Source organism: Bradyrhizobium sp., assembly GCF_030697065.1.
Lineage (GTDB): Bacteria > Pseudomonadota > Alphaproteobacteria > Rhizobiales > Xanthobacteraceae > Bradyrhizobium.
In genome coordinates this window covers 1-9,787 of the sequence record NZ_JAUYQU010000083.1, presented here as the reverse complement: position 1 = coordinate 9,787, position 9,787 = coordinate 1, and the positions used below count along the sequence as shown (strand labels likewise).

The following is a 9,787-nucleotide window of genomic DNA, read 5'->3' as shown; positions in this document are numbered from 1 at the left end:
CAGCGTCGGCGCCGGCATGCTGCTCGGACATCTCGGCGGGGCGATGGTCGAGCTGAGCGGCCGGGACATCCCCCGCCTCGCGGCCAGCCTGCAGCTCTCCGAGCAGAGCGCAAGCCTCGCCAGCCAGGGACCGGCACTGCTGGCCTCGCAGAGCGAGGAGATCCTGAAGGATCGCGCCACGAAGATGAAGGAGAGCCAGGCGGTGACGCTGGCCAAGCTCGGCGAGATCACCGCGCTCGGCGCCGACAGGACGGTGGTGTCCAACCTCGCCGAGACCGTCAAGAATATCGACGAAATGATCCGGAGCCTCGGCAACGCAGCGCGCGAGCGCCTCGAGACCGGCGCCCAGCATGACAAGCTCTACGTTGCCGTGCGCGCGGCCCAGACCGCCTTCGTGAAGGCCGCCGGTCCCGCCATGATCGGCGCCCAGACCCAGCTCAACGGCATCTTCGGCGCCCCCGACTTCTCCCAGGACGAGGCCACCAAGGCGGAGCAGGTCGTCGAGCAGCTCGGCGATGTCGTCGCCGGCGGCAACCTCATGGCGTTCAACCTGATATCGGCGCTTTCGTCCGACAGCAGCGACGCGCTGGAGACCATCGAGAAGGAATTCCGCAACGCGCAGCAGCGCGTCAGGAAGAATCTCGATCTGCTGCCCAACGGCTCTTCGACCACCGCGCTTCGCGCCGCGGCCGCGGGCGTCATCGGCCTGGGCGAAGGCAAGACCGGGGTCTTCAAGGTCCGCCAGAAGGAACTCGACGCCGCCGATTATGGCCAGACCATTCTAGAAGAATCCCGCAAGCTCAATGTCGGCCTCGGCATCAGTGTTCAGCAGCTCGTCGACGGCGTGCGCTCCGAGACCGATGCTGCGACCGGACAGGCACGCAGGGAGATTTCGCTGGCGACCACCGTCATGCTGGCGCTCGGCGCGGCGACCCTGCTGGGATCGGTGCTGTTCGTCTGGCTCTATGTCGGGCGCAACATCCTGCGAAGGATCGGCAACCTGCAGCGCTCGATGCAGGTGCTGTCCAGCGGCGATCTCGAGACCGAAATCTACCGCACCAGCCAGCGCGACGAGATCGCGGCGATGGCGGATTCGCTGGAGGTGTTCCGCGAGAGCATGATCGAGGCCCGCGCGCTGAGCGCCGACCAGGACAAGGACCGCATCGCCAAGGCCGAACGCGCCTCGCGCATGGAGGCCCGGATCGTCGAGTTCGAGGCAGCCGTCCGCACCGCGCTCGACACCCTGCAGACCTCGGCGAATTCGATGCAGACCACGGCGCAGAGCATGTCGGTTACCGCCGATCAGTCCAGCGCGCTGGTGAGCGCGGTGGCATCTGCCGCCGAGGAAACCTCGGTCAACGTGCAGACGGTGTCGGCGGGCACCGAGGAACTGTCGTCGTCGATCTCGGAGATCGGCCGCCAGGTGGTCACTTCGGCGCAAATCGCCCGCAAGGCAGTCGAGGATGCCGGCAACACCGACGCCACCATGCAGGGGCTTGCCGACAACGCCGGCCGCATCAGCGTCGTGGTCGACCTCATTCAGACCATCGCCTCGCAGACCAATCTGCTGGCGCTCAACGCCACCATCGAGGCGGCGCGCGCCGGCGAGGCCGGCCGCGGATTTGCCGTGGTCGCTTCCGAGGTCAAGAGCCTCGCCAACCAGACCGCGAAGGCGACCGACGAAATCCGCCAGCAGATCGCCAGCATGCAGACGGTGACGACCTCGGCGGTCGGCGCCATCCGCAACATCTCCACGACGATCAGCGAGATCAACGAAGTGACCGCGGCGATCGCGGCGGCGGTCGAGGAGCAGGGTGCGGCGACGCGCGAGATCGCCCGCAACATCCAGCACGCCGCCGGCGGCACCTCGGAGGTTTCCAGCAACATCGTCGGGGTCTCCACCGCGTCCGCCGAAGCCGGCGCCGCCGCCGGCGAGGTGCTGGGCGCATCCGCGGCCCTGCGCCGCGAGGCCGACGTGCTGCGTTCGGAAATCGACGCCTTCCTGTCCAACATCCGGGCGGCGTAAGGCTCGTCATTCCGGGATGGTCCGAAGGACCAGACCCGGAATCTCGAGATTCCGGGTTCGATGCTTCGCATCGCCCCGGAATGACGGCATTGTCCGGTGTTTTTCGGCTGGCGCGACGCCCCTTGTGCGGTTAAGCCGATAACAACAATCGCGCGAAACCCAACCGATGCATTCAAAAACCGACGCTGTTCCCTCCTCCGCCGAGGCACTGCGCTACCCCTGGGAAAATCACCCCGGCCATGACCAGGTCGTCGAGGTGAGGCCCGGGATATTGTGGGTCCGGCTCAAGCTGCCGTTCCGTCTCAACCACGTGAACATCTATCTGCTCGCCGATGGCGACGGCTGGACCATGGTGGATGCCGGTTTCGGCAACGAGGAGACCATTGCGGCCTGGACCGCGCTGTTCGAAGGCCCGCTCAGCCACGTTAATGTCACGCGGCTGATCGTGACCCATTCGCATCCCGATCACGTCGGTCTGGCCGGATGGATCGTCGATCGCTTCGGCTGTCCGCTGCAAATGTCGCAGGTGGAGTATCTGCAGTCGGTCTACCACCAGAATCGCGGCACCGAGGATCGCCGCAACGCACAGCGGCTGTTCTTCCGGCGCCACGGCATGGACGAGAACCTGACCGACAAGCTGCTCAGCCGCGGCCAGGATTACCTGAAGCGGGTCTCCACCCTGCCGCCGTCCTATCGGCGCATCTCGCATGGCGACGAGGTTTCGATTGGAACGCGGCGCTTCAAGGTCATCACCGGCGGCGGCCACGCGCTCGACCAGGTGATGCTGTATTGCGCCGCCGACAAGCTGTTCCTGTCGGCCGACCAGGTGCTGAGCAAGATCTCGCCCAATGTCAGCGTCTGGGCGGTCGAGCCCGACCAGAATTCGCTCGGCGAGTATCTGGCGTCGCTGGCCAGTCTCACCACGACGCTGCCCTACGATCTGCTGGTGCTGCCCGGCCACGGCGTACCGTTCTACGGATTGAAAACCCGCATCAAGCAGCTGGCCGACCATCACGAGGAGCGCTGCGGACTGATCGCCGATGCCTGCCGGGAAACCCCGCAGTCGTCGAAGGAACTGGTGCCGGTGGTGTTCCACAAGCACGTGCTCGACGTGCACCAGATGGGCTTTGCCGCCGGCGAGCTGATCGCGCACGTCAATTACATGCTGGTCGAAGGGCGCCTGACCGCCGAGGAAACCGACGGCGTGCTGCGCTTTCGGACCACCTGACGGAGCGCGGACTTAGAGCAGCCGTTTGCGGATCGCTTCCTCGACAGCGGCGAGTTCCTGATTGGCCTTGTAAAGTTTGGCCTCGGCCGCCTGCGCGCGATATTCGGCTGCCACCGTGCGTTCTTCCGCGCCGACGATACGCGATTGGGCCTGCTGCAGGGCTCGCGAGACGTCCTGAAGCTTGCCATTGAGCTCATTGACGACTTCGCGGCGCGCGCGCTCGGCCGAGTCCCTTTGCTGTTCGGCAAACCGCAGTTTTTCGGCGAGATTCTCGCACACCGACTGCAACCGCGCTTCGGCTTCGCGGGCCTGGTTTTCCAGATTCTTGAAGATCTCGGCCGCCTGGTGCACGAGATCGAGCGCGGTAGCGCCGCCCTCCCTCGGGGCGGAGGGGGCCAGGCTCACAATGTTTTCGGGCTCGACTGCGGCCGGGGCGGAGGACTTGTACCGATAGTCCCAGATGTCGTCGCGGAGCTGCTGATTTGCGCGAAACGCCATACGCGTGACCCTCGTTGGTATCCTCGCGCCAAAGCTACCGTCAACATGGTAAAGCGAGGGTTAATCGACGCCCGATCGGGCGCGGCTTTCGCCGATCCCGACAGGGACATGCCATCAGCCGGCGGCTTCCGGTTCCAGGCGCCGATTTCGACGCACCGAAGACAGCAAAACCCGTCCAATGCGTTGATCCGGATCAAGTTCTGGTCCGCGCGGGAAGCAACCCGGCCCCTGCCCATCGGGCGGCTGGAAGGCGATTCCGGCTCGACAGCAAAGCTGGAAACGCTCTAAAAAGAGGCTCGCCGTTCGGCTTCACGCTCGGTTTCAGGTTTTGCGATGGATTATAGCCAGTTCTTCAGCACCGCTCTCAGCCGCCTGCATGACGAGCGGCGCTACCGGGTTTTCGCCGATCTCGAGCGGATCGCGGGCCGGTTCCCGCACGCGGTGTGGCATTCCCCTGGGGGACCGCGCAACGTCGTGATCTGGTGCTCCAACGACTATCTCGGCATGGGCCAGCACCCGAAGGTGGTCGGCGCCATGGTCGAGACTGCCACCCGGGTCGGCACCGGCGCCGGCGGCACCCGCAACATCGCCGGCACCCATCACCCGCTGGTGCAGCTGGAGGCCGAACTCGCCGACCTGCACGGCAAGCAAGCCGCGCTGCTGTTCACCTCGGGCTATGTCTCGAACCAGACCGGGATCTCGACGATCGCCAAGCTCATTCCCAACTGCCTGATCCTGTCGGATGCGCTCAACCACAATTCCATGATCGAAGGCGTCCGCCAGGCCGGCTGCGAGCGCCAGATCTTCCGCCACAACGACATGACGCATCTGGAGGAGTTGCTGCGCGCCGCCGGACCGGACCGGCCGAAGCTGATCGCCTGTGAGAGCCTGTATTCGATGGATGGCGATGTCGCCCCGCTGGCGAGAATCTGCGACCTCGCCGAGCGCTATGGCGCGATGACCTATGTCGACGAGGTTCATGCGGTCGGCATGTACGGCCCGCGCGGCGGTGGCATCGCCGAACGCGAAGGCGTCATGCACCGCATCGACGTTCTGGAGGGCACGCTGGCCAAGGCGTTCGGCTGTCTCGGCGGCTACATCGCCGCCAGCGCCGACATCGTCGACGCGGTACGTTCCTATGCGCCCGGCTTCATCTTCACCACCGCGCTGCCGCCGGCGATCTGCTCGGCGGCGACCGCCGCGATCAAGCATCTGAAAACCTCGAGCTGGGAACGCGAGCGCCATCAGGACCGCGCCGCCCGCGTCAAGGCGATCCTCAACGCCGCCGGCCTGCCGGTAATGTCCAGCGAGACGCATATCGTGCCGCTGTTCGTCGGCGATCCCGAAAAATGCAAGCGGGCCTGCGATATCCTGCTGGAAGAGCACGGGATTTATATCCAGCCGATCAACTACCCGACCGTCGCCAAGGGCACCGAACGGCTGCGGGTCACACCCTCGCCCTATCATGACGACGGCCTGGTCGATCAGCTCGCCGAAGCGCTGCTGCAGGTCTGGGAGCGCCTCGGCCTGCCGCTGCGCGCGAAATCGCTGGCGGCGGAATAGCGGCACCCCGCCGCCGCCCCGAAATCCCCGGTTTCGGGGCGCTCACGCACGATGCTTTGCCGGTTCAACCGGGCTATAATGCCCGGCGGCCGTCGTTTTGCGCAGGCCGAGTGTGAGGGGGACAAGCCGCGATGCTGCACGACTGGGGCGTGATCGCAGCCGCTTTCGGCTACATCGGGTTCCTGTTTGTGATCGCCAGCTATGGCGACCGGCTCTCGCCGACCCAGCGCGGCCGCGCCAGCGCCCTGATCTACCCGCTGTCGCTGGCGATCTACTGCACATCCTGGACGTTCTTTGGCTCGGTCGGATTCGCCACCCGCACCGGCGTCGACTTTCTCGCGATCTATCTCGGCCCGATCCTGATGATCGCGTTCTGCACGCCGCTGGTGCGGCGCGTCATCAAGCTGGCGAAGTCGCAGAACATCACCTCGATCGCCGATTTCATCGCCGCGCGTTACGGCAAGAGCCAGGCGGTCGCGGCCACCGTCGCGGTGATCGCGATCGTAGGCTCGGTTCCCTACATCGCGCTGCAGCTCAAGGCGGTGGCGGCGTCGCTCGGGACCATCCTCGGCGAAGACCAGGGGGCTTTCTCCTCGATTCCGATCATCGGGGACGTCGCGCTGATCGTCACGCTGGCGATGGCCGCCTTCGCGGTGCTGTTCGGCACCCGACAGACCGACGCGACCGAACATCAGCACGGCCTGATGCTGGCGATCGCCACCGAATCCATCGTCAAGCTGGTGGCCTTCATCGCGGTCGGCGCCTTCGTCACGTTCTGGATGTTCTCGCCGGTCGAGCTGATCGAGCGCGCGATGAAATCCCCGGAAGCGGTGCGGGCCATCGAGTACACGCCCTCGATCGGCAACTTCCTCACCATGACGCTGCTGTCGTTCTTCGCGATCATGCTGCTGCCGCGCCAGTTTCACGTCAGCGTGGTAGAGAATTCCAGCGACGCCGACGTGGGCCGGGCGCGCTGGCTGTTTCCGCTGTATCTGATCGCCATCAACCTGTTCGTGATTCCGATCGCGCTCGCCGGGCTCGTGACCTTCCCGTTCGGCGCCGTCGAGGCCGACATGTACGTGCTGGCGTTGCCGATGCAGGCGAATTCGCCGGCGCTCAGCGTCCTCGTCTTCGTCGGCGGCCTGTCGGCGGCCACTGCCATGGTGATCGTGGAATGCGTCGCGCTGTCGATCATGGTTTCGAACGATATCGTGGTGCCGCTGGTATTGCAGCGAAGCCGGGAGTCCCGCGCCGGCCAGAAGGATTTCGGCAACTTCCTGCTCCGGGTCCGCCGCCTGGCGATTTTCGCCATCATGGTCATGGCGTATTTTTACTACCGCGCGCTCGGCAATGCCCAGCTGGCGGCGATCGGCCTGTTGTCCTTTGCGGCGATCGCGCAGCTGGCGCCGTCCTTCTTCGGCGGCCTGTTCTGGCGCCGCGCCACCGCAAGAGGCGCCATGGGCGGCATGCTGGTCGGCGGCGCGGTGTGGATCTACACGCTGTTTCTGCCGAGTTTCCTCGACGGCAATGCCGCCGGCATGCTGCTGCTGCAGCACGGTCCCTTCGGAATCGAGGCGCTGCGTCCGCGCGCCCTGTTCGGCGCCGATCTGCCGCCGCTGCTGCACGGCGTGTTGTGGTCGCTTTCGCTCAATCTGCTGACCTATATCGTGCTGTCGATGGCGCGCCAGCCGTCCTCGATCGAGCGGCTGCAGGCGGACCTGTTTGCGCCGAGCACGCTGGCGCCGATGAACCCCGCCTTCCGCCGCTGGCGCACCACGGTGACCGTGCAGGACATGCAGAGCACCGTCGCGCAATATCTCGGCCCCGACCGCGCCCGGCACTCGTTCGAAGCCTTTGCGAACGCGCGTCACACTGCGCTCGACCCCGCCGCACCAGCCGACTTCGAATTGCTGCAGCATGCCGAGCATCTGATCGCCTCGTCGATCGGGGCGGCGTCCTCGCGGCTGGTGATGTCGCTGCTGTTGCGCAAGCGCACGGTTTCCGCCAAGGCCGCGCTGAAGCTGCTCGACGATTCCCACGCGGCCCTCCACTTCAACCGCGAGGTACTGCAGACCGCGCTGAACCATGTGCGGCAGGGCATCGCCGTGTTCGATGAGGAGTTGCAGCTGATCTGTTCGAACCGCCAGTTCGGCGAAATTCTCGGACTGCCGCTGCACCTCGTGCAGATCGGGATTCCGCTGCAGGAGATCCTGGAATATATGGGCGCGATCAACCCTGCCGGCCTCGACGAACGCGACGGCGCCGCGCTGCTGGACATGCGGCTGGCCGCCTACACCACCGAAGGCGAGCCCTATCTGGAACGGCTGCCGGACCGTCACCTGGTGATCGAGGTGCGCGCCAACCGGATGCCCGGCGGTGGGCTGGTGATCACCTTCTCCGACGTCACCCCGTCGTTCGAGGCGGCGGAAGCACTGGAACGCGCCAATGCGACGCTGGAGAAGCGGGTGCGGGACCGCACAGAGGAACTCACCCGCCTGAATTCGGAGCTGGCGCGGGCCAAGAGCACCGCCGAGGACGCCAACATCTCGAAAACGCGCTTCCTGGCCGCGGCCAGCCACGACATCCTGCAGCCGCTGAACGCGGCGCGGCTTTACGTCACCAGCCTGGTGGAACGCCAGAACGGCGGCGAGGACTCTCGGCTGGTAGAGAACATCGACGATTCGCTGGAGGCGATCGAGGAGATCCTCGGAGCCCTGCTGGATATCTCGCGGCTCGACGCCGGCGCCATGACGCCCTCGATCTCGAGCTTCAAGATCGGCGACCTGATGCGTTCGCTGGAAATCGAATTCGCGCCGATTGCGCGGGCCAAGGCGCTGAGGCTGACCTTCGTGCCGAGTTCGCTGGCAGTGGAATCCGACCGCCTGATGCTGCGCCGGCTGCTGCAGAACCTGATTTCCAACGCTATCAAATATACCCCGCGCGGCCGCGTGCTGGTCGGCTGCCGGCGCCGCGGCAGGTCGCTGCAGATCGGGGTCTACGACACCGGTGTCGGCATTCCCGTGGTCAAGCGCAGCGAGATCTTCAAGGAGTTTCACCGGCTGGAACAGGGCGCGCGGATTGCGCGCGGCCTCGGGCTGGGACTGTCGATCGTCGAGCGGCTCGCGCGCGTCCTCAACCACGGCATCGCGCTCGGTTCCAATGGCAGCGGCGGCTCGTTCTTCTCGGTGACGGTGCCGGTCGCCAGCGCTGTCACCGTCACCGGGGCGGTCACCAGCGCCACGCCGCTGTCCAGGACGCCGATGAGCGGCGCGCTGATCGTGTGTATCGAGAACGATCCGGCAATCCTGGACGGCATGAAGACCCTGCTGACGGCCTGGGACGCCGAGGTCATCGCAGTGACCGATCCCGAGGCCGCCATCGAGGCAATTGAGTCCGCCGGCGCTCCGGTCACCGGCCTGCTGGTCGACTATCACCTCGACCGGGGCAACGGCATCGCCGCGATCCGGGACATCCGCCGGCGCTTCGGCGAGAAAATTCCGGCGATCCTGATCACCGCCGATCGCAGCCCGCATGTGCGGGACGCGGCGCGCGACGAGAACATCGCGGTGCTCAACAAGCCGGTCAAGCCGGCAAGCTTGCGGGCGCTGCTCGGGCAATGGCGGACGCAGCAGATGGTGGCGGCGGAGTAGCTGCCCCGGCCGTCCCAATCCGATGGGGTCGATGATGAAGGCGCAAGGTTTCGATATCCTGTCGCGCGAGTTCCACGCCAATCCGTTTCCCACGCTCGACCGCATGCGGGCTGAAGGGCCAGTGGTTGGCGTGAAGCTGCCGATCATGGGACATACATGGCTCGCCGTCACCCATGACGCCTGCGCCGCATTGCTGAAGGATCATGAGAGCTTCGCGCGTGATCCCGCCAATGCCGGGAGCAGGACGCAGCAGCGGATCCTCAAATTCCTGCCCAGGACGATCGGCATTCTGGCGCTGAACATGCTCGGCCACGACGATCCCGAACACCGCCGGCTCCGCGGCCTTGTCGACCAGGCGTTCCAGCGCCGCACGATCGAGGCCATGCGACCCATAATCACGGAAATCGCCGATCGCCTTCTCGACCGGCTGGATGGACGGATGGATGCCGATCTGATGGCTGAATTCTGCCGGGACCTGCCACTTTCGGTGATCTGTGCGATGCTCGGCCTTCCGGAGCAGGATCATGATCGATTCAAGAACTGGCTTGGCGGGCTGAAGGACACCGCCAACATCGGCGCGGTGATCCGCGCCATCCCCGGCGTGATCAAGGTGGTCCGTTATCTTCGCCGCGTCTCCCGACCGAGAGGCGGAGCGCTGCCTGACGGACTGATCGTCGCGCTGCGGGACGCCGAAACCGGGGGACAGACCCTGAGCGAGGACGAACTGGTGTCGATGATCTTCCTGCTGTTCGGAGCCGGACAGGAAACCACGACCCACCTGATCTCAGGCGGACTGTTCGCTTTGCTGTCGCACGGGGATCA

At 65.7% G+C, this 9,787-nt stretch carries 5 protein-coding genes and 1 pseudogene; 5 read left to right on the top strand and 1 reads right to left on the bottom strand.

Annotated elements, in window-relative coordinates:
- Nucleotides 1-2,026, top strand: a 2,026-nt coding sequence (locus tag Q8R73_RS05415; protein ID WP_305718506.1) for a methyl-accepting chemotaxis protein, incomplete at its 5' end; no start/stop codon positions are given.
- Nucleotides 2,027-2,192: 166 nt separating this feature from the next.
- Nucleotides 2,193-3,254, top strand: coding sequence for an MBL fold metallo-hydrolase (locus tag Q8R73_RS05410; protein ID WP_305718505.1), 1,062 nt, complete (start codon nt 2,193-2,195; stop codon nt 3,252-3,254).
- Between the two features lie 12 nt (nt 3,255-3,266).
- Here Q8R73_RS05410 and Q8R73_RS05405 read toward each other — a convergent pair whose 3' ends face one another.
- Nucleotides 3,267-3,752: a hypothetical protein gene (locus Q8R73_RS05405; protein ID WP_305718504.1), complete on the bottom strand. Its 486-nt coding sequence runs from the start codon at nt 3,750-3,752 to the stop codon at nt 3,267-3,269.
- 333 nt (nt 3,753-4,085) lie between these two features.
- Here Q8R73_RS05405 and hemA point away from each other — a divergent pair, with 333 nt between their 5' ends.
- The 3 genes and pseudogenes from hemA to Q8R73_RS05390 all read left to right on the top strand — a co-directional run.
- A complete protein-coding gene (gene hemA / locus Q8R73_RS05400; protein WP_305718503.1) occupies nt 4,086-5,315 on the top strand; it encodes a 5-aminolevulinate synthase in 1,230 nt (409 codons plus the stop codon).
- Between the two features lie 131 nt (nt 5,316-5,446).
- The gene (locus tag Q8R73_RS05395) at nt 5,447-8,965 is read left to right on the top strand and encodes a PAS domain-containing hybrid sensor histidine kinase/response regulator (RefSeq protein ID WP_305718502.1); all 3,519 of its coding nucleotides are present in this window, start codon (nt 5,447-5,449) and stop codon (nt 8,963-8,965) included.
- Nucleotides 8,966-8,996: 31 nt separating this feature from the next.
- Nucleotides 8,997-9,787: pseudogene (locus Q8R73_RS05390) on the top strand (cytochrome P450); the annotation flags it as partial.